Origin of the sequence: Nocardioides potassii (assembly GCF_021648885.1) — a bacterium.
Classification (GTDB): domain Bacteria; phylum Actinomycetota; class Actinomycetes; order Propionibacteriales; family Nocardioidaceae; genus Nocardioides; species Nocardioides potassii.
Window position 1 is genome coordinate 236,537 of the sequence record NZ_JAKJHZ010000007.1, and the last position, 17,087, is coordinate 253,623.

Genomic DNA, 17,087 nt, shown 5'->3' on the forward strand with positions numbered 1-17,087 from the left:
CCAATGGCGTCCGTCACGCCGCTCGTGTCACCAGGTGGCTTCGCGGCACTCCCGGGCCGGACTCACCTCGACCTGGAGCGTCGCGTGCTCGATGCCGTGCACCTCGCGCAGCGTGGCCTGCGCCCCGGTCAGCACGGCCTGGGGATCCGCGCCGACCCCGGTGACGAGGTGGGCCGTCGCGACGTTCATCCCCGAGGTCAGCGTCCAGGCATGGAGGTCGTGCACCTCCGCGACGCCGGCGACCCCCTCGAGGTCGCGCACGACCGCGTCGAGGTCGAGGCCGTCGGGCGCGTGCTGGCCGAGGACGGCGAGCACCTCGCGACCGAGCATCATGGCCCGAGCCGCCACGAAGACACCGATCGCCACCGCGACGATGGTGTCCCACCGCGCGGCGCCGGTGAGGGCGACCAGGACGCCGGCGGCGATCACGCCGACACTGCCAGCGGCGTCGGCCATCACCTCGAGGTACGCACCCTTGACGTTGATCGACTCCTGCGCGCCGCCGCGCAGCAGCGCCAGGCAGACCAGGTTGACCCCCAGTCCGACGACGCCGACCACCAGCATCGGCCCGGAGGACACCGCGGCGTCGTCGCCGATGCGTCGTACGGCCTCCACCACGACGTAGACGCTGACGCCCAGCATGATGAGGACGGTGAACCCGGAGGCGAACACCTCGGCCCGGTAGGAGCCATACGTACGACGACCGCTGTCGTCGGGCCGGGTGGCGATCTTCGTCGCGACGAGCGCGGCGCCGAGAGCCACCACGTCGGCCGCCATGTGACCGGCGTCGGAGATCAGGGCCAGCGAGCCGCTGACCAGGCCGACCGCCAGCTCGACGCCGAAGAAGGCCGCGACGAGGCCGAAGGCGACGGCGAGGCGCCAGCGGTGCCGGCCACCTGCGTGCGCACCGCCGTGGGAGTGGCCGTGCGCGTGTCCGTGCCCCATCGATCCTCCGTCGAGCTGCCCTCGAGCTGGTCGCTCGATGCTAACCGGGCGGCATCTCCAGGGTGACCGGCTTGGTCGGTCCGACGCCTGTCGTCAGGTGGAAGGTGAAGGTCACCTCGGGCGCACGGTGCGGCACGGCGGTCGGGAAGGAGAACGTCTCGGTCTGCTCCTCGTGGACCGTGACGGGCACGGTGCCGAGGTCGGCGTCGCCGGCGGTCGCGGTGACGGTGCCTTGGCACCCACCGGCGCCCGTGCCGCAGGTGACCTGGATGGCCACGTGTCCCGTGCTGTCCGGGCGCAACGCCGTCGTCGTGACGCTGAGCAGCGAGGGGAGCTCAACGCCGGTCGGGGTGTTGTCGCCGTTCGGGTCGAAGCAGCCGTCGAACTCCGCGACCGGGTTGGTCACCTCACGGCCCTTCGTGTCGGTGAGCGTGGCGAACCCGACGAGCTTGCTCGGGGCGCTGGCCGTGTAGCAGCCGTTGCTGTGGACCTGCAGCTCGAGCTTGCCGTAGCCCTCGGGCGGCATCGGGTTGGTGGGATCGGTCCAGCTGACCAGGCAGTTCCAGTTGCTGCCCGCCCCGACGTCGGGCTCGACGGCACCGCCCTTGTCGCACATGGCGGAAGCGTGGAGGGACTCGGGGGTGATGCCCCCGTGGCCGAGGAGCGTGGCCCGCTGGGCGTACAGGTTCGAGAAGGTGGCCGGGAGCGAGCGTTCGAGGCGGGCACGGGTGATCGAGCTCCCGCCGCCCGAGCCGGCGACGACGGCGCCGCCGACCGCGAGCACGACGGCGATCGCGGCGACGAGACTGATGACGAAGCGACGCATGGTCAACCTCCGGTGATGTCGCGGTGGCGGACGACGAGGAAGGCGGCGAGCAGGCTGACCGCGGCCCACACGGCGCTGGTGGCGGCGCCGTCGAGGATCGGCCCGGTGAACCTGGGCTCCGCGAGGAGGCCGTGCCAGGCCTCGAACGGGGTGGTGAGCAGGTAGGGGCGGATCGCCTCGACGCCGCCCAGCGAGCCGACGAGCTGCATCACCATGGCGATCACGACCGGTGCGGCGATGCCGACCGCCGCGTTGCGCGACCAGACCGAGAAGAGCAGCGCCAGGCAGGTGAAGGCCACCAGTGGCGGCGCCATCGTGGCCCAGCTCGCGGCGACCAGTGGGAGGGCCGTCGACGGCTGGATCACCTGCCCGGACAGGCCGATCAGCGGCCCGTGCCCGACGATGAGCAGGCTGGCGCCGATGGTGGCCGCCGCCAGCAGGACGAGCGCGAGCAGCCCGAAGACGATCGCGACGACGACCTTGGCCCAGAACAGCCGGGACCTGCTGACCGAGCGGGTGAGAACGGTCTTCCAGGTGCCGTGCTGGTCCTCGCTGGCGAAGATGTCGCCGGCGACGACCGCGGTGACGAGCGGCAGGATCCACTGGCTGGCGAAGCCCAGGACGAGCAGGGCCATCGCGAAGCCGTTCACCGTCGAGAAGCGCCCGAAGAGGCTGTCCTTGGGCGGGCGAGACTGGGCGCCGACGACCACGACGACCGCGATCGGCGCGACCAGCGAGCCGATGAGGAGCGCCTTCGAGCGGAGCTGGGCCCGCAGCTTGCGGGTCTCCCAGCGGATCGCGTCACCGAGGCTCGCCTCGCGGCGTCGTACGTCGGTCCGCGCCGCCGGAGCCAGGGTCGCGGTGGTCATCGGACCACCTGCTTCTCACGGGGGAGGTGTACGTCGTCTGGGCGGGCGTCGGTGAGCATGAAGAACAAGGCGTCCAGGGGCGTGCGGGTGGGGGTGAAGGCGAGGAGCGGCACCTCGGCGCGGACGAGGTCGGCGACGTAGGCGGCGAGGTCGCGCTCCGACCCCGTCGCGACGAGACCACCCTCGGGTGCGTGCTCGACCCCGACCGCCGGGTGGCGGGTGCGGCCGATCGACATGGCCTGCGTGTCATCTCCTGTGCGGAGCACGTGGCCCGGATCGGGGGCCATTGCGCGCAGGTCGTCGATCGTGCCGTGGAACGCGACCGTCCCGCGGTTCATGATCGTGACGTTGTCGCAGATCTCCTCGACCTCGTCCATGTGGTGCGACGAGAGCAGCACCGTCAGGCCGCTGGCCGCGAGCCGCTTGACGAGCGCCCGCATGTCGCGGATGCCGGCCGGGTCGAGGCCGTTGGCCGGCTCGTCCAGCACCAGCAGGCCCGGGCTTCGCAGCAGGCTGGCGGCGACGCCGAGCCGCTGCCGCATGCCGTAGGAGTAGCCGCCGACTTTGTCGCCGTCGCGCCCGGTGAGGTCGACGACCTCCAGCACCTCGTCGATCCGCTCGGGCAGGCCGGAGCCGTCGAGCAGCGCGAGGCCCTCGAGGTTCTGCCGCCCGGTGAGGTACGGGTAGAACTTCGGGCTCTCGATGAATCCGGCCACGTCGTCGAGGGTGTGGACGCCGGCCTCGTCCCACGTCCGACCGAAGACGCGGATCTCGCCGCCGTCGGGCCGGATGAGCCCGAAGAGCATCCGCAGGAGTGTCGTCTTGCCCGCACCGTTGGGGCCGAGGATGCCGTACACCTCCCCCGGCGCGACGCGCACGGACACGTCGTCGACGGCCACGAGCGGGCCGTACATCTTGGTCACGCCGACGACGTCCACGGCGGCGCCGACTGCTGCTGTCTTGGTCATGTCGGACACCGTAGGAATCCGAGGATGAAGGAACGATGAAGAGCCGCGCGGGCGCCTCAGCCGACCAGCGGGAGAAGCACCGTCACCGTCATCCGCCGGTCGTGGCCGCACATGATGTCGGTCGCCACCCCGGTCGACGCGTGGTGCCCGTCGTGGCACAGCCGCAGCTCGCCTCCCGCTCGAGCGACGAGGTGCTCGACGAGGGACAGCCCCAGCCCCGCCCCTGGACGCGAACGCGCCTCCGGCGCCCGGCTGAACCTGTGGGTGGCCCGGGCCAGCATGTCCGCCTCCATCCCCGGCCCGGCGTCGGCCACGGTCAGGACGGCGTACGCACCGTCACGTCGTACGCCGACCCGGACCGGCGGCGCCCCGTGGGACAGACCGTTGGCGAGGAGGTTCGACACGATGCGGGTGTGGGAGTGGCCGTCGGAGGAGACGCGGACCGCGACGGCCGGGACGTTGAGCAGCACGTCCTCCGCCCGGTCGGGGTGGGCAGCGTGCCACCGCTCGACCTCGTGCAGCGCCACGCCGCCGAGGTCCGTGCCGCCGCCGTCGCGCCCGGTGTCCGGGTGGACGGTGTCGAGCTCGAGCAGCTGCTCGGCCAGGGCGGCGAGGCGGTCCACGTCGACGGCCAGCTCGTCGAGCACCGTCTCGTGCTCGGCCACGGTCCGCTGACGACGGCGCGCGACCTGGATGCGCGAGCTCAGCAGGGTGAGCGGGGTCCGCAGCTCGTGGCTCGCATCGCCGACGAACTGCCGCTCGCGGGCGAGCGCGTCGTCGAGGGCGGCCAGCATCTCGTTGAGGGTGTCGCCGAGGCGTGTCACCTCGTCGTCGCGCTCGGCGGGCACGTCGAGGCGCAGGTGGCTGGCGCCGGTCGCGATCTCGGCGGCTCGCCGCCGGTAGCGTTCGACCGGACGCAGCGCCGACCGCGCGAGCTGGTCGCCCACCAGCGAGGCGACCACCAGGGCGCCCAGCCCGGCGAGCCCCATCTGCAGCAGCAGCTCGCGCAGCGCCTCGTCCCGGTGGTCGCGCCGGACGCCGACCAGCAGGTAGGCGGCCGTGTCGTTCCGGTCGACGGTGCCTCCCAGCGAGGTGACCTCGACCCGGTAGGGGGTCCCGTCCACCGGCAGCATCGTGCCCACGTCGACGGTCGTCGAGCCGCTCCCGGGCAGGTCGGCTGCCGGCACGAGCGAACGATCGGGAGCGGGACCGCCTGAGTCGAGGACCGTGCCGTCCGCGTCGAGCACCTGCCAGCCGGTGCCGGTCGCGTCCGCGGCGTCGGTCCGGGCCACCGTGCCGTCGCTGCCCACCAGCGGGGTGATGACCGCGGTCGCCGACGCGAGCTCGGAGTCCAGGCTGCGGTCCAGGGCGTACTCCACCCGCCAGTAGACGACGGCCCCCGCGACGACGAGCAGCACGAGCATCGCTGCCGAGAAGCCTGCGACGAGCCGCACCCGCAGCGGCAGCGCCCGCAGGCGCGAGAGTGTCGTCACGACGTCCCCGGCGGGTCCAGCCGGTAGCCCGCGCCACGGACCGTGGTGATCGACGTGGTGCCGAAGGCACGGTCCACCTTGGCGCGGATGGCGGCGAGGTGCACGTCGATGACGTTGCTGCGCAGGTCGGTGTCCCCGTCCCAGACCTCATCGAGGATCGTGAGGCGCGAGACGACCCTGCCCGCCCGGCTCGCGAGCAGCCAGAGGATGTCGAACTCCCGCGACGACAGCTCGATCGGCACACCGTTCCGGCTCGCCCGCCTGGCGCCGGCGTCGACGACCAGGTCCCCGACTGTCACCGCCGGCTGGTCGTCGTACGACGCCCGCCGGACCAGGGCTCGCAACCGCGCGAGCAGCTCGTCGAGGTCGAACGGCTTGGCGAGGTAGTCGTCCGCTCCCGCATCGAGGCCGTGGATCCGGTCGCGGACCTCGCCGCGGGCCGTCAGCACGAGCACCGGTGTCGTGACGCCGACGGCGCGCAACCGGCGGCACACGGTGAGGCCGTCGCTGCCCGGCAGCATCCAGTCGAGCAGCAGCACGTCGGGCGGGTCGTCGGCGAGCGCGCGTGAGTAGGCGGCGTTTCCGTCGCTCACGGTCTCGACCTCCCACCCGGCCTCCAGCAGTCCTTGGGCCAGGACGGCGGCGAGCCGGACGTCGTCCTCGGCCACCAGCACGCGCATACGGCCACTGTGCACCGCCAGCCGTGAAGCAGCGCCCTCCCGGCCGCACCAGTCAGGTAGCGGGCAGGTTGTCGCCCGCACCGTGGTCGCATGACCACACGCACTGCTCCCCCGTCGAGCGCCCGGAAGCTGCTCAACAAGGTCCCCGAGGTCACCATCTGGTTCTGGGTGATCAAGATCCTCTGCACCACCGTCGGCGAGAGCTTCGCCGACTGGATCAACATGACGCTCGGCGTCGGGCTGGTGAACACCGCGATCCTCTTCACCGGGGTGTTCGCCGTCGTCCTCGCCATCCAGATGCGGCTGCGTCGCTACGTGCCGGCAGCCTACTGGCTGACGGTGGTGGTCGTGAGCGTCACCGGGACGCTCTACACCGACATCCTCACCGACCAGCTCGGGGTGCCCCTCTGGATCAGCACCACCGTGTTCTCGATCCTCCTCGCGGCGACGTTCGCGGTCTGGTGGGCGCGCGAGCGGACGCTGTCGATCCACAGCATCAACACCACGCCGCGCGAGGCGTTCTACTGGTTCGCCGTCCTCGTCACCTTCGCGCTCGGCACCGCGACCGGCGACTGGACGCTCGAGCTCACCGGCTGGGGTCCCGGACTCTCGATCCTGCTCCCGCTCGGCCTGATCGCTCTCGTCACCGTGCTCTGGGCCTCGGGCGCCGACGCGGTGCTCACCTTCTGGGTGGCCTACATCCTCACCCGACCGCTGGGCGCCAACATCGGCGACTTCCTCGGCGGCTCGAAGAGCGAGCAAGGGCTGGGCATCGGCACGTTCGGCACCAGCCTGATCTTCCTCGGCGCGATCCTGGCGACCGTCGTCTACCTCTCGTGGAGCAAGGCGGACGTCATCGAGGTGCAGGACGAGCCGGCATACGTCCCCACGTCCACGCCACAGCGACGTCGCGCCACCCTCGGCGTGATGATCGCGGCGGCGGTGGCGACCGTCGCTCTTCTCGCCTGGGCCGACGCGCAGCCGCACCAGAGCGCGCTCGCCGACGAGGGCCCGGCACCGTCCTGCAGCAGCGGCGCACCGCTCGACGAGGCCGCAGCGACGCGGCAGGTCGCGACGGACTTCCCGGCGGCATCGGTGGCCCGCTACCGGACCATCGTCGACGACGCCAAGAGCCTGGCCGACGGCGGGGACGACCAGGCGGCGGCGACGCGGATCACCGACCTCGAGACGGCGTGGGACGCCGACCAGTCGACGATCCAGCCGGCGAGCTGCCAGGCGTGGACCTTCGTCGACGGACAGGTCGACGACGTGCTGAGCGCGGTGCGCACCTCGCACCCCGACCGTGCGACCGAGGACCGGGCGATGACCACCTTGCTCACGACTCTCGGCTGACCCGGGCCGGCCCGACGCAGGCGACTACGGTCGGGTGGTGACCTCCGCCGTGGACTACGCCTGGTTCGGGGCCGGGCTGCTGGTCGTCGTGCTCGCGACGGTGCTCGTGGCCTGGCGTGCGGGCATCGGTCTCGGGTGGACGCCGCTCATGTCCCTGGCTCGTGCCGTCGTCCAGCTCGGCGTGGTCGCGCTGCTCCTCCGCGGCATCCTCACGGTGCCGTGGACGGTGGTCGCGTTCCTCCTGCTGATGCTCACCACGGCGTCGTGGACGGCGGCCGGTCGGCTGCGCGAGCTCTGGCACGGGCGACGGATCGCCGTCTCGGGCGTGGTCGTCGGTGCCGGCGTGGCCCTCACCCTGGTGTTCGCCCTCCGCCTGGTCGACCTCGAGGTGCGCTACCTGGTCGCGGTCGCCGGCATCATCATCGGCAACGCCATGAGCGCCGCGACGCTGTCTGGTCGCAACTTCCTGCGAGGCGTGCGCCACCGGCGCGACGAGGTCGAGGCCTGGTTGTCCCTGGGTGCGACCCCGGCCCGGGCGCACCTCGAGATCGGCCGGGAGGCGGTCCGCGAGTCGCTGCTCCCGAACCTCGACCAGACCCGGTCGACGGGCCTGGTGACCCTGCCCGGCGCCTTCGTCGGCGCGCTCTTCGGCGGCGCCAGCCCCGCTGTCGCCGCACAGTTCCAGCTCGTCGTGCTGGCCGGCATCGCGCTGGCGATGACGGTGACCGGGGTCGTCGTGACCCGCCAGCTGGGCCGCTCGCCCTACCTGCCGGCCGCGCCGTCCTGACAAGGGAACGGACCCACCACCCTCGGGGGGTTGGGGTGGCGGGCCCGCTCGTTTGCAGGCCAGCCCCGGGGGAAGGCAGGCCCGCTCAGCCTCATCGTGCGACAGCGAACCTGCACGCAACCTGACTGCTCGACGTCACCGACGCGGCAGGCGGAAGCGGAACCGCGCGCCCGCCCCGCCGGAGCCGTCCACCTCGACGTCCCCGCCGAAGGACTGCGCCACCCGTCGGGCGATGCCCAGGCCGAGGCCTGCCCCTCCACCGCCGGAGACGCCGGGCCTGAAGAGGGTGTCCCGGACTGCCGCCGCCACGCCCGGTCCGTCGTCGGCGACGACCAGCTCGACCCGGTCCGGGTGGTCGGTCGCCTCGACAACGATCATGCCGCTCGCGTGCCGGGCGGCGTTGTCGACGACCGGCGACAGGGCGCGTACGACGAGCGCAGCGGGGGCCGCGACCCGCGCCGTCGAGCCCGACGTCCGGTCGACGACCTCCGCCCGTCCGGCTGCGGCGGCGACGATCGCGGGCACGAGGTCCGCGACACGGCACCCGTCGCGCCCGGACGTCGTACGGTCGCGGGCGAGGTCGAGCAGCGTCGTGATCACGGCCCCCATCTCGCGGGCGGAGGCGGCGATCTGCTCGAGGTCCGCGCGCACCGTGGGGTCCTCGACACCGCGCAGCAGCGCGAGGTCGGCCGAGCCCTGGATGCCGGTCAGCGGCGTGCGCAGCTCGTGGGCGAGCTCGGCGGTCAGGCGCTGCTCCGAGCGGATCGCGGACGCGACCCGGTCGAGGAGGTGGTCGAGGGTCTCGCCGAGGGCGGCGAGCTCGTTGGTCGGCGGGCCGAGACCGAAACGGTGGGCGAGGTCGTGCTCGCTCCACTCCGAGGCGCGGTCGGCCATCACCGTGACCGGCTTGAGCGCCTGGGCCGTCACCCGCCACGCCATGAAGCCGGTGGCGGCGACGACCAGCACGCCGAGGACGACCGAGGCGAGCAGCGCGTAGAGCTCGGAGAGCTCGTAGGGCCCGGTCTCCTCGCTGGCGACCAGCACCCCCGTCGTGCCGTCGCTCGTCGTGAAGGGGGTGGCCAGCAGCTGGTTCTCGTCGTCGGCCGTGGGGACGAGGCGGGCCCGGTCGGACGTCGCCAGCCCGTCGGCAGCCTCCTGCAGTGTGCTCCCGAGCGACCCCGCGACCCGCTCGCCGGCGAGGTAGACCACCATGCCGGGCTGCAGGTCGTCCGACGACAAGGCCCGCGGGTCGTTCTCCTCCAGCGTGTCCACCACCGTCCGCGACCGGTCCTCGAGGACCTGCCGGATGTCGCGCTGGGCGGCGTACTCCAGGACGAGGTGGGTGCCGAGGATGACGACGATCATCGCCAGCGACATGAACCCGACGGTGGAGGCGACGATCGAGGTCCGGAACGACCGCGGCGTGAACCGGCTGCGGAGCCCGAGCGGCTCGTCCTCGGCACGCGCGGTCTCGTCCATCACCTCAGTGTGTAGCCGACGCCGCGCACCGTGGCGAGCTCGAGCGGTGAGTCGACCTCGCGCAGCTTGACCCGGATCCGCCGGACGTAGGAGTCGACGGTGTTGTCGCTGACGATCCCGCCGTGCGGCCACGCCGCGGCGACCACCGCGCGACGTCGTACGACCTCGCCGGGGCGCGAGGTGATGGCCGCGAGCATCCGGAACTCGGTCGGCGTCAGCATCGACTCCTTGCCGTTGCACGACACGGAGTGCCGCGCCGGGTCGAGGACGAGGTCGGTCGGCGCCTCGGCGACGACGAGGCGGCCGCGCTTGGCGAGGGCCTCGACGCGGGCAATCAGCTCGAGCACGTCGAACGGCTTGGGGAGGTAGTCGTCGGCGCCGGCACTGAAGCCCGCCAGCTTGTCGTGGACCGAGCCGAGCGCGGTCAGGAACAGGACGGGCGCCGACTGGCCGGCGCTGCGCAACGCCTGGCACACGTCGCGGCCGTCCGCATCAGGCAGGCCGATGTCGAGGATCACCACGTCCAGTGCGTCGTCCTCGACGAAGGTCCGGAGCGCCTCGCCGCCGTCGTGCGCGACGACGACCTCGTGACCGGCGAGACGCATGGCGTCGCCGACGACGCGCCGGATCGTCGCGTCGTCCTCGCAGAGTCCTATGCGCGCCATCGGGGCTCGCTCGGGGCTTCGGGGCACCTCACAGGCCAAGCGTGCCCCATCGTGCCTGCACAGAACCTGACTGCGCGCCGCGACGTGGTCAGGTTCGGTGCAGGTTCGTGCTCCTAGCGTCGGCGACATGTTCGACCTCATCAACGGCCTGCCGGTGCACCCGCTCGTGGTCCACGCCGTCGTCGTGCTCCTGCCCCTGGCCACCCTCGGGACCATCGCACTCGTCGTACGCCCCGCCTGGCGGCGACCCTACGGCCCGTTGCTGCTGGCGATCACGGCCGTGGCGACGGTGCTCATCCCCGTCGCCACGTCGAGCGGAGAGGCGCTGGAGAAGCACGTCGGCGACCCTGGCGAGCACGCCGAGCTCGGTGACCAGCTGATCTGGTTCGCCCTGCCGATGCTCGTCCTGCTCGCGGCGCTCGTGTGGCTCGACCGTCGTACGCCACCCGGCACCGACACCGCATCCCGCGTGCCGCAGACCGGTGCGCTCAAGGCCGTCGCCGTCCTCGCCCTCGTGGCGGCGCTGGCGACCAGCGTGCAGGTCTACCGCGTCGGCGACTCCGGCGCCCGGGCGGCATGGGGGGACCAGGTCGCGTCGAAGTGACCCCGGGGTGACCTGCCGCTCGACCCGGTAGGCCGGTCACCTAGCCTGCCGAGGTGGAGAGGCGACTGCTGGCGGACACCCGTCCGCTCGCCAACCCCCACTTCCGCCGGCTCTGGCTGGCCAACATCGTCACGGTCATCGGCGCCCAGCTGACCGTCGTGGCCGTGCCCGCCCAGATCTATGCGATGACCGGCTCGTCGGCCTACGTCGGCCTGACGGGCATCTTCGGCCTGGTCCCGCTCGTCGTCTTCGGCCTGTGGGGCGGTGCGCTGGCCGACGCCTTCGACCGCCGGACGCTCCTGCTCATCACGACGACGGGGCTGATCCTCACGTCAGCGGGCTTCTGGCTGCAGGCCGCGCTGGGGGCGGAGGACGTCTGGCTGCTGCTGTCGCTCTTCGCGGTCCAGCAGGCCTTCTTCGCGGTGAACCAGCCGACGCGCTCGGCCCTCCTGCCGCGGCTGCTCGACCACGACCTCCTGCCCGCGGCCAACTCGCTCAACATGACCGTGATGCAGGCCGGCGGCATCGCGGGCCCGCTCGTCGGCGGGGCGCTGATCCCGATCATCGGCTTCTCGTGGCTCTACCTGCTGGACACGATCACGCTGTTCGCCACCCTGGGCGCGGTGGTCGGCCTGCCCGCCCTGCCGGTCATCGGCACGGCCGTCGCCCCTGGGCTCGCGGCCGTCGTCGACGGCTTCCGCTACCTGCGGACCCAGCCGGTGCTGATGATGTCGTTCGTCGTCGACATCATCGCCATGGTCTTCGGGATGCCGCGCGCGCTCTTCCCCGAGATGGCCGACGTCGACTTCGGCGGTCCCAGCGAGGGCGGTCTCGCCTTCGCGCTGCTCTTCGCCGCGATCCCGCTCGGCGCGGTCGTCGGGGGCGTCCTGTCCGGCTGGGTGTCGCGCGTCGAGCGGCAAGGGCTGGCGGTGATCGTCGCGATCGTCGTCTGGGGCCTGGCGATGGTCGGCTTCGGCGTCGCGGCGATGCTGGCGTCGTACGCCCCCGCGCTGATGCTCGGGGTCGCGGTGCTCATGCTCGCGATCGGCGGTGCCGCCGACATGGCTTCCGCCGCGTTCCGTACGTCGATGCTCCAGTCCGCCGCGGCCGACGAGGTCCGCGGCCGCCTGCAGGGCATCTTCATCGTCGTGGTCGCCGGCGGCCCCCGCATCGCCGACGTCGCCCACGGTGCCACTGCCGCCGCCACCGGTGCGGCCGTCGCCGCCGCCGGTGGCGGGGTGCTGGTCGTCGTGCTGACGGTCGCCGCCGCCCTCGCCGTACCGGCCTTCGTGCGCTACCGCATCACGCGGCCGTCGTACTCCTGACCCGTCGCTCGTTCACCATGGGATGTCGGTGAATGTGCACTCCCCCGCGTCAATTGACGTGGGGAAGTGTCCGTTGGTCGACATCCCATGGTGAAGCAGCAGCGGAGCGTCAGACCACGCGGCCCTGGGGCGCGTTGGCCGCCGTCATCCCCGGGTCCCGTACGACGACCGCGCCGAGGGCGTCGTCGATCCGCTTCATCACGTCGTCGTCCAGCTTCACGCCGGCGGCCTTGACGTTGTCGGCGACCTGCTCGGGGCGGGAGGCTCCGACGAGGGCGGCGGCGACGTTGTCGTTCTGCAGGACCCACGCGATCGCGAGCTGCGCCATCGTGATGCCGCAGTCCTGGGCGATCGGCTCGAGGCCCTGGACGGCGGTCAGGACGTCGTCCTTCATGAAGCGCGAGATCATGTCGGCGCCGCCCTTGGTGTCCGTGGCGCGCGAGCCCTCCGGCGGGGCCTGGCCGGGCTTGTACTTGCCGGTCAGCACGCCCTGGGCGATCGGGCTCCACACGATCTGCGAGACGCCGAGCTCACGCGACGCCGGGACGACCTCGTCCTCGATCACGCGCCACAGCATCGAGTACTGCGGCTGGCTCGAGATCAGCTGGAAGCCGAGCTCCTTCGACAGCTCGACGCCGGCGCGGATCTGGTCGGCGGTCCACTCGCTGACGCCGATGTAGAGCGCCTTGCCCTGCCGCACCACGTCGGCGAAGGCCTGCATCGTCTCCTCGAGCGGCGTCTCGGTGTCGAAGCGGTGGGCCTGGTAGAGGTCGACGTAGTCGGTCTGCAGCCGCTCGAGCGAGCCGTTGATCGACTCCATGATGTGCTTGCGGGACAGGCCGGTGTCGTTCTTGCCCTTCGGACCGGTCGGCCAGTAGACCTTCGTGAAGATCTCCAGCGACTCGCGGCGCTCGCCCTTCAGCGCCTCGCCGAGGACGGTCTCCGCCGCCGTGTTGGCGTACACGTCCGCGGTGTCGAAGGTGGAGATCCCCTCGTCGAGCGCGGCGCGCACGCACTGCGTGGCGACGTCGTTCTCCACCTGGGAGCCGTGGGTGAGCCAGTTGCCGTAGGTGATCTCGGAGATCTTGAGACCGCTGTTGCCGAGGTATCGGAATTCCATTCCTCCGACACTAGCGAGGGGTGGGTCGCAGCCTCCGGTCGAGCCACCGGTAGAGCGCGAACAGCCCCAGGAACAGCACCGTGATGCCGAGGCTCACGACGACGACGGAGCCCCAGCCCTCCTTGTCGGCGTTGAGGAACGGGTAGGGCACCCAGCCGTTCACCTCGGCCACGACCAACGTCCACGCGAGCCACGCGATCGGCCAGAGGAGCCCGTACGCCGCCTCGCGCCACGTGGTCCGCGGGCGGGGTCCGACCCACGCCCAGGCCGCGACGGCGAGGACCGGCACGACCATGTGCAGCAGCTTGTCGACCACCCAGTTGGCGCCGTCGAGGTCGAGCAGCGGCCGCAGCAGGAAGAAGTGCACCAGGCCGGTGACCGTGATGCCGACGATGCCGGCCAGCCGGGCGACGCGCCACCCGGTCCGGTCGAGGAGCGGGTCACGCGCCAGCGCCGTCGAGGTGACCGCGACGAGGATGTTGCTCTGGATCGTGAAGTAGGCGAAGTACTGGTAGATCCGCTGCGCCAGGCCGGGCGGGTCCGTCTCGACGAGGATCGCCTCGCCGGTGAAGACGAGCACCAGCTGGAACACCAGCGCGAACCACGCGACGGCTGCCACGACGAGGTGGACGTGGCGGGCGCGCTCGGGAGTCATGGCAGGAGCGTAGGGCTCGGGCCCACCCGGAGGGAGGGGTCAGTCGAGGACCACCAGGACGTCGCCGTCCTGGACCACGTCGCCGACGGTGACCTTGACCGCGGTGACCGTGCCGGCGCGCTCGGCGAGCATCGGGATCTCCATCTTCATCGACTCCAGCAGCACCACGGTGTCGCCGGCCTCGACGCGGTCGCCCTCGGCGACCTCGATCGTCAGCACGTTGGCGACGAGCTCGGACACGATCTCGAGTGAGGTGCTGCGGGCCATGGGGCCGACGCTAGCGGTTACCGGTACGTAGCCGCTGATCGGCCGACCCGGAGCCTCACCGCCGCGGGCTCAGAGCTCGGCGAACCGGCGCGGCTCGGGCCGGTGGGGTCCGGCCTCCTCCGCACGGCGGCCGCGCCGGCCCTTGGGACCGGTGAGCGCGAGGTCGACGCGGATCACCAGGTAGCCGAGGACCAGGCCGAGCACGACCGAGTAGAGCGCCCGCAGCCCCGCCTCGGCGTACGAGCTGTCAGCCGCCATCAGCCCCGACGCGATCGGCACGGTCGCGGCGACGCCGAAGGCGCACACCCACCAGCCCTGGCGTCGGCGCGCGCGGACGTGGGTGCCCCACACGATGGCGGGGATGCCGAGCAGCACGACGAGCGGGCGCGGGAACGCGCCGATCCGCTCGGCGGTGTCGTCGGCGAAGTCGAGCACGGACGAGACGAAGGTCTGCGCGCCGTAGCGCCGGAGCAGCTCGGCGTAGGCCAGCGTCACGACGAGCACCGCGAGGCCGATCGCGACGATGACGAGCCCCCGGCGACCGAGGCCGTGGAGGCCGGCGCCGAGCCGGTAGACGATCGTGAACACCAGGGCCAGGGCGAGCAGCAGGGCTGCGATGTCGAAGCGCTCCGAGGCCACGGTGGGCTCGAAGCCGACGGCCGCGAAGGCGGTGACGACCGCGACCACCGCGGCGATGAGGGCCTCGCGCACGGCCTTGAGGAACGTCACCGCGGGCACGGTCACCATGACGGCGTACACGCTGCCCACGACGCACGTCAGCACCGCCGCACCCGTCGGCAGCACCCGGCCGCCGACCAGCAGGCTCGCCACGCCCAGCACGAGCGCGAGGCCGGCCGAGACCAGCGCGCGGCCGGCCGTACGGGTCGCGAGGAGCCAGGACAGCGAGGTCACCACGGCGACCGCACCGGCTCCGTCGAGCCAGGCGGGGAGGTTGCTCAGCCCGCCGATGGTCGCCTCGCGGCCCAGCACGCCGACGGCCGCCGACGCGGCCAGGGCGGCAACGCCGACCAGCAGCACCACGAACCAGGAGAGCAGCAGGACGGGCCGCGGCCCGTCGGGCGGGGGCGTCGGCCCCGTGGTCGCCACCGGGGTCGGCGCAGTGGCAGGCGCGGGGGCAGGCGTGGGACGCGGGGACGCCTCGCTGGCGGGAGGCGCCGGGGGCGCCGACGTCACCTCCGTCGCCGCCTCACGCCGGCGCCGGAAGCGCGACGGCGGTCGCTCCGCAGCCCGCTTGCCGCGGGACCCGCGGGGGCTGTCGGAGGAGGGGGAAGGCACGACCGAGGAGGTTACAGCCGGCGGTTGGCGAGGGACGGGTTGGTACGACGGGTCGCGAGCAGGTCGTCGCGGTCGAGGACGGCCTCGAACGTCGCCTCGCCGCCGGCGGCCTCGCCCAGCACCTCGCCCATCGGACCGATGACCGCCGAGTGCCCGCAGTAGCGCGGCTCCGGCTGGGCGGCGCCGACCACGAAGCAGGTGTTCTCGATCGCCCGGGCCGCGAGGAGCGTGCGCCAGTGCTCGACCTTGCGGGGGCCGGGCAGCCAGGCCGCGGGTACGACGATGACCTCGGCGCCCGCATCCACGAGGCTGCGCGCGAGCTCGGGGAAGCGCAGGTCGTAGCAGGTCATCAGCCCCACCCGCCACCCCGCGACCTCCACCACCACGGGCTCGGTCGCGCCGCCGCTGATCCGGTCGGACTCGCGGTAGCCGAAGGAGTCGTACAGGTGGATCTTGCGGTAGGTCGCGCTCCCCGTTCCGGCGGCGACGAGGGTGTTGTGGGGGCGCGCCGGGTCCTCGGAGACCTCGAACATCCCGGCCACGGTCGTGCACGAGGCGTCGTACGACACCCGGGCGAGCTCGCTCGCGAACGGGCCGTCGACCGGCTCGGCGAACTCGCTGACGTCGGAGCCCGCCTCCCCGAAGTCGCGCGCGAACGCCTCGGGAAGGACCACGAGGTCGGCGCCGGGCGTGACGCCCTGGGCCAGACGGGCCCGGTTGGCGGCGGGGTCGAGCCCGCTCGCCCACTGGTGCACGCGGACGCGCAGCTGGTCACCCATGAGGCCCAGCGTAGGGCTGCGAGACTGCCGCCATGGACCTCGACCTCACCGGCGGCTTCTGCGGGGTGGTGCTCGCGGGCGGGACGGCGGCGCGGATGGACGGCATCGACAAGGCCTCGGTCGAGCTGCACGGCCGCACGCTGCTCGAGCTCGCGGTCGACGCCTTCCTCGACGCCGACGAGGTCGTCGTCGTCGCGCCGGCGAGCGTGCCGACCGAGCGGCCGGTGACCTTCGTGTGCGAGGACCCGCCCCGCGGCGGCCCGGTCGCCGGGTTCCTCACCGGTCTCGATGCGCTGCTGCGCCGGCCGGCGCACGTCGGTGTGCTCGCCGTCGACATGCCGCGCGTGACCCCGGCGACCGTACGACGCCTGCGCGAGGCAGCGGCCGGGCGGGACGGCGCGTTCCTGGTGGGCGCCGACGGGCGCCGGCAGCTGGCCGGCGTGCTCGACGCGGCCCGCCTGGCCGCCGTACGTCCCGGGCACGAGGAGCAGCACGGCATGGCGCTGCACCGCCTGCTCGCGCCGCTCGACCTCGCGCTCGTGCCGGCCACCGGCGACGAGGCGGTCGACATCGACTCGTGGGCGGACCTGCGCGACCTGGGCGGGTGAGCCTTGCCGCACGGCGGTGTGCGTGAGCAAGATGGGCTTCGTGAACCTTCACGACTGGATCGATGAGCTGGCCGACGTGCTCGACGTCGAGACCGAGGTCGACGAAGGACTGATCCTTGACCTCGCCCGCGTCGCCGCGCACAACGTGCAGCGGACCGCCGCTCCCATCACCGCCTACGTGCTCGGCTTCGCCGCGGGGGCCGGTGGGCTCGACCCGGAGCAGGTCGAGCGACTGGCGGCCAAGGCACAGCAGCTCGCGGAGAACTGGGACCGGCCGTCCGATGCCCGCGACCCTGACGACGTGGACGACGACGTGCCCGACGACTCCACGGTCGACCACTCCACCGACCGCTACGAGGACTGAGCGC

General features: G+C 72.6%; 19 protein-coding genes. 6 read left to right on the forward strand and 13 right to left on the reverse strand.

The window, feature by feature from the left end:
- Nucleotides 1-27: 27 nt before the first annotated feature.
- The 6 genes from L2K70_RS11890 to L2K70_RS11915 are packed head-to-tail and all read right to left on the reverse strand — an operon-like array spanning nucleotide 28 to nucleotide 5,781.
- Nucleotides 28-945, reverse strand: a complete 918-nt coding sequence (locus tag L2K70_RS11890) for a cation diffusion facilitator family transporter (protein ID WP_236402165.1) — start codon at nucleotides 943-945, stop codon at nucleotides 28-30.
- Nucleotides 946-985: 40 nt separating this feature from the next.
- Nucleotides 986-1,771: a hypothetical protein gene (locus tag L2K70_RS11895; protein ID WP_236402166.1), complete on the reverse strand. Its 786-nt coding sequence runs from the start codon at nucleotides 1,769-1,771 to the stop codon at nucleotides 986-988.
- 2 nt (nucleotides 1,772-1,773) lie between these two features.
- On the reverse strand, nucleotides 1,774-2,640 hold the full coding sequence (locus L2K70_RS11900) for a DUF2705 family protein (protein WP_236402169.1): 867 nt from the start codon (nucleotides 2,638-2,640) through the stop codon (nucleotides 1,774-1,776).
- Nucleotides 2,637-3,608: an ABC transporter ATP-binding protein gene (locus L2K70_RS11905; protein ID WP_236402170.1), complete on the reverse strand. Its 972-nt coding sequence runs from the start codon at nucleotides 3,606-3,608 to the stop codon at nucleotides 2,637-2,639. The genes L2K70_RS11900 and L2K70_RS11905 overlap by 4 nt, the downstream gene beginning before the upstream one ends.
- 56 nt (nucleotides 3,609-3,664) lie before the next feature.
- On the reverse strand, nucleotides 3,665-5,101 hold the full coding sequence (locus L2K70_RS11910; protein ID WP_236402171.1) for a sensor histidine kinase: 1,437 nt from the start codon (nucleotides 5,099-5,101) through the stop codon (nucleotides 3,665-3,667).
- The gene (locus L2K70_RS11915; RefSeq protein ID WP_236402172.1) at nucleotides 5,098-5,781 is read right to left on the reverse strand and encodes a response regulator transcription factor; all 684 of its coding nucleotides are present in this window, start codon (nucleotides 5,779-5,781) and stop codon (nucleotides 5,098-5,100) included. The genes L2K70_RS11910 and L2K70_RS11915 overlap by 4 nt, the downstream gene beginning before the upstream one ends.
- A gap of 90 nt (nucleotides 5,782-5,871) precedes the next feature.
- Between L2K70_RS11915 and L2K70_RS11920 the strand changes: the two genes are divergently transcribed.
- Entirely contained in the window at nucleotides 5,872-7,134 is a 1,263-nt protein-coding gene (locus L2K70_RS11920; protein WP_236402173.1) for a COG4705 family protein, read from the forward strand.
- 37 nt (nucleotides 7,135-7,171) lie between these two features.
- Nucleotides 7,172-7,921 carry an ABC transporter permease gene (locus L2K70_RS11925; RefSeq protein ID WP_236402177.1) on the forward strand — a complete coding sequence of 250 codons (750 nt, stop codon included), beginning with the start codon at nucleotides 7,172-7,174 and terminating at the stop codon, nucleotides 7,919-7,921.
- 135 nt (nucleotides 7,922-8,056) lie between these two features.
- On the opposite strand, the gene L2K70_RS11930 is transcribed toward L2K70_RS11925, so the two are convergent.
- Nucleotides 8,057-9,400: a sensor histidine kinase gene (locus L2K70_RS11930; RefSeq protein ID WP_236402179.1), complete on the reverse strand. Its 1,344-nt coding sequence runs from the start codon at nucleotides 9,398-9,400 to the stop codon at nucleotides 8,057-8,059.
- The gene (locus L2K70_RS11935) at nucleotides 9,400-10,065 is read right to left on the reverse strand and encodes a response regulator transcription factor (protein WP_236402181.1); all 666 of its coding nucleotides are present in this window, start codon (nucleotides 10,063-10,065) and stop codon (nucleotides 9,400-9,402) included. The genes L2K70_RS11930 and L2K70_RS11935 overlap by 1 nt, the downstream gene beginning before the upstream one ends.
- Before the next feature lie 127 nt (nucleotides 10,066-10,192).
- On the opposite strand from L2K70_RS11935, the gene L2K70_RS11940 reads away from it, so the two are divergent.
- Together L2K70_RS11940 and L2K70_RS11945 are read left to right on the forward strand one after the other, a co-directional pair.
- Entirely contained in the window at nucleotides 10,193-10,669 is a 477-nt protein-coding gene (locus L2K70_RS11940) for a DUF2231 domain-containing protein (RefSeq protein ID WP_236402182.1), read from the forward strand.
- 53 nt (nucleotides 10,670-10,722) lie between these two features.
- A complete protein-coding gene (locus tag L2K70_RS11945) occupies nucleotides 10,723-11,994 on the forward strand; it encodes an MFS transporter (RefSeq protein WP_236402184.1) in 1,272 nt (423 codons plus the stop codon).
- 109 nt (nucleotides 11,995-12,103) lie between these two features.
- Here the strand turns inward: L2K70_RS11945 and L2K70_RS11950 are convergent, their stop codons facing one another.
- From L2K70_RS11950 to L2K70_RS11970, 5 genes are all read right to left on the reverse strand, one after another.
- The gene (locus tag L2K70_RS11950) at nucleotides 12,104-13,114 is read right to left on the reverse strand and encodes an aldo/keto reductase family protein (protein WP_236402185.1); all 1,011 of its coding nucleotides are present in this window, start codon (nucleotides 13,112-13,114) and stop codon (nucleotides 12,104-12,106) included.
- A gap of 10 nt (nucleotides 13,115-13,124) precedes the next feature.
- Nucleotides 13,125-13,769 (reverse strand): Pr6Pr family membrane protein, encoded by a 645-nt coding sequence (locus L2K70_RS11955; protein ID WP_236402186.1) that lies wholly within the window; start codon nucleotides 13,767-13,769, stop codon nucleotides 13,125-13,127.
- A 39-nt stretch (nucleotides 13,770-13,808) separates the two neighbouring features.
- Nucleotides 13,809-14,036: a biotin/lipoyl-binding carrier protein gene (locus tag L2K70_RS11960; protein WP_201933072.1), complete on the reverse strand. Its 228-nt coding sequence runs from the start codon at nucleotides 14,034-14,036 to the stop codon at nucleotides 13,809-13,811.
- Nucleotides 14,037-14,105: 69 nt separating this feature from the next.
- On the reverse strand, nucleotides 14,106-15,332 hold the full coding sequence (locus tag L2K70_RS11965; protein ID WP_236402187.1) for a hypothetical protein: 1,227 nt from the start codon (nucleotides 15,330-15,332) through the stop codon (nucleotides 14,106-14,108).
- Nucleotides 15,333-15,343: 11 nt separating this feature from the next.
- The gene (locus L2K70_RS11970) at nucleotides 15,344-16,111 is read right to left on the reverse strand and encodes a carbon-nitrogen hydrolase family protein (RefSeq protein WP_236402188.1); all 768 of its coding nucleotides are present in this window, start codon (nucleotides 16,109-16,111) and stop codon (nucleotides 15,344-15,346) included.
- A gap of 32 nt (nucleotides 16,112-16,143) precedes the next feature.
- On the opposite strand from L2K70_RS11970, the gene mobA reads away from it, so the two are divergent.
- A complete protein-coding gene (mobA, locus tag L2K70_RS11975) occupies nucleotides 16,144-16,719 on the forward strand; it encodes a molybdenum cofactor guanylyltransferase (RefSeq protein ID WP_236402189.1) in 576 nt (191 codons plus the stop codon).
- A gap of 40 nt (nucleotides 16,720-16,759) precedes the next feature.
- Nucleotides 16,760-17,083, forward strand: a complete 324-nt coding sequence (locus tag L2K70_RS11980) for a DUF6457 domain-containing protein (RefSeq protein WP_236402190.1) — start codon at nucleotides 16,760-16,762, stop codon at nucleotides 17,081-17,083.
- Nucleotides 17,084-17,087: the final 4 nt, after the last annotated feature.

Excerpts from the sequence above, each read along its gene's own strand:
- L2K70_RS11905 (WP_236402170.1), bottom strand. The coding sequence starts at position 3,608 with ATGACCAAGACAGCAGCAGTCGGCGCCGCCGTGGACGTCGTCGGCGTG.
- L2K70_RS11920 (WP_236402173.1), top strand. The coding sequence starts at position 5,872 with ATGACCACACGCACTGCTCCCCCGTCGAGCGCCCGGAAGCTGCTCAAC.
- L2K70_RS11970 (WP_236402188.1), bottom strand. The coding sequence starts at position 16,111 with ATGGGTGACCAGCTGCGCGTCCGCGTGCACCAGTGGGCGAGCGGGCTC.
- L2K70_RS11915 (WP_236402172.1), bottom strand. The coding sequence starts at position 5,781 with ATGCGCGTGCTGGTGGCCGAGGACGACGTCCGGCTCGCCGCCGTCCTG.
- L2K70_RS11895 (WP_236402166.1), bottom strand. The coding sequence starts at position 1,771 with ATGCGTCGCTTCGTCATCAGTCTCGTCGCCGCGATCGCCGTCGTGCTC.
- L2K70_RS11955 (WP_236402186.1), bottom strand. The coding sequence starts at position 13,769 with ATGACTCCCGAGCGCGCCCGCCACGTCCACCTCGTCGTGGCAGCCGTC.
- L2K70_RS11890 (WP_236402165.1), bottom strand. The coding sequence starts at position 945 with ATGGGGCACGGACACGCGCACGGCCACTCCCACGGCGGTGCGCACGCA.
- L2K70_RS11900 (WP_236402169.1), bottom strand. The coding sequence starts at position 2,640 with ATGACCACCGCGACCCTGGCTCCGGCGGCGCGGACCGACGTACGACGC.
- L2K70_RS11935 (WP_236402181.1), bottom strand. The coding sequence starts at position 10,065 with ATGGCGCGCATAGGACTCTGCGAGGACGACGCGACGATCCGGCGCGTC.
- L2K70_RS11960 (WP_201933072.1), bottom strand. The coding sequence starts at position 14,036 with ATGGCCCGCAGCACCTCACTCGAGATCGTGTCCGAGCTCGTCGCCAAC.
- L2K70_RS11950 (WP_236402185.1), bottom strand. The coding sequence starts at position 13,114 with ATGGAATTCCGATACCTCGGCAACAGCGGTCTCAAGATCTCCGAGATC.
- L2K70_RS11930 (WP_236402179.1), bottom strand. The coding sequence starts at position 9,400 with ATGGACGAGACCGCGCGTGCCGAGGACGAGCCGCTCGGGCTCCGCAGC.
- mobA (WP_236402189.1), top strand. The coding sequence starts at position 16,144 with ATGGACCTCGACCTCACCGGCGGCTTCTGCGGGGTGGTGCTCGCGGGC.
- L2K70_RS11940 (WP_236402182.1), top strand. The coding sequence starts at position 10,193 with ATGTTCGACCTCATCAACGGCCTGCCGGTGCACCCGCTCGTGGTCCAC.